Below are 1,456 nucleotides of genomic sequence, written 5' to 3'. Positions count from 1 at the left end.
TAATCAAATTCGGCAGGCTTTGCGCTTCGAGACGATCACGCCAGTTCCTTTAGTAGAGGTACGCAACTATATCGATCGTTTATGGCAAACTCCCACAGCTGCAACGATGCCAGTGCGATCGCGCGTAGGCTACCTTAAAATGTTCCTCAACTACATTGCCCTGAGTGTTGACACTGAGGGTCATTTCCTCCGGCTGATGCGACAGACCCAGACCGAGGTAGAAATGTTTAACCTCTGCGATCGCTTTCTCCTTACTGATCTTACGAAAACTTTAGCCCTAGCACCCTCCTTGAGCGTGTAACTAAGAGGACTTTTTAAATTACTTGTATAAGAAAATGGTTAGAGAGGATGGGGATATATGAATAAAGAATCCGAAAAGCAGCAATTTCAGTTTGGAGATTAAGTATACACCTACCAAAATGAGATGTACTCATTGCTAAGTCATGGTAAATACAAATTTGAAACTGAGATTTAAACCTGTTTCTCACAGTTGGGTTGCTCTACATCCACAGCCTAAAGGAGTAATTCAATTTATTGCAGGGGCTTTCTTTGGTACTTTTGGCCCCATGCTTTTTTATCGCTATCTGCTTCAATGTTTATTCGAGCAGGGATATACAATTATCCTTCTGCCTTTTAATTTTACTTTTAATCATTATGTAGAAGCTGGTTTTCTCATGAGAGAGCAGTATGAAATTCTGCCAGAGCTTGTGAAAATGGCAAGTGTTGCAGGATATGATTATGAAGCCTATCTAGATGATAAGAACTTTTCTTGGATTGGACATAGCCTTGGTTGCAAATATATCTCTTTGTTAGAAGGATTTACTGCTCTACCTCCAAAGCCTCAAGATAGAGAACAGTTTATTCGTAATCTGCTGTCTCATACTTCCGATGAGTCACAGATAAAAAGTGTCGTTGCAGACATTAACATTCTCTTTGAGGAACTAACGCGAAAAACTGCTGAAGTTAAAAAATTAATTTATAGTTATGTGCATAAGGATATCAAATTTAACAGTGTCTTCATTAGAGGGCAGGTTTCTATCCTATTAGCACCTGCTATTGCTGACACAGGGAGTGCAATTCGTCCTCAATTTTTAGCGGATATCATCGATAATTTGGGTTGGGGTGTGAAACCAACTGTTGAAGAAACCCAGAATTTAATCAAGGATAGTGGGCTATTTAACATCATGGGTTTAGTCTGTTTCAAGTCAGACAATATTGCTAAATCAACCTGTGAATGGTTTACTAATATTTTGCAAAAGCCGCCTCAAGATTTTCGGAAAAGTTTTGCAGGTGGACATTTAAGACCTCTAGGTATTCAATTAGGTAACTATGTCATTAATCTTTTTAATAAACCCTTGATTGAATCAGTTCAAGAGCGAAATAGAGGATTTGAGCATAGTGTTATTCAGTTGCTTGAGAAACTGAAAGAAAAATCAACATAATGGGCATGGGGCAT

The 1,456-nt window shown here is 38.7% G+C and carries 1 protein-coding gene and 1 pseudogene; both read left to right on the top strand.

Translation table 11 applies throughout. The annotated features are described in order from the left end of the window. Window positions 1-301 (top strand): annotated as a pseudogene (locus tag RRG12_RS44140) (tRNA-dihydrouridine synthase family protein); the annotation flags it as partial. A 142-nt stretch (window positions 302-443) separates the two neighbouring features. Then, on the top strand, window positions 444-1,442 hold the full coding sequence (locus RRG12_RS44135) for a DUF1350 family protein (RefSeq protein ID WP_420760754.1): 999 nt from the start codon (window positions 444-446) through the stop codon (window positions 1,440-1,442). The last annotated feature ends 14 nt before the right edge of the window (window positions 1,443-1,456 follow it).

It is taken from the genome of Nostoc sp. CALU 546 (genome assembly GCF_048836525.1).
Note: the sequence above shows the minus strand (reverse complement) of the source record. Positions and strands in the feature narration are given on the sequence as shown.

Bases quoted from the DNA above. Each gene is read 5' to 3' on its own strand.
- RRG12_RS44135 (WP_420760754.1), top strand. From the start codon at position 444: ATGGTAAATACAAATTTGAAACTGAGATTTAAACCTGTTTCTCACAGT.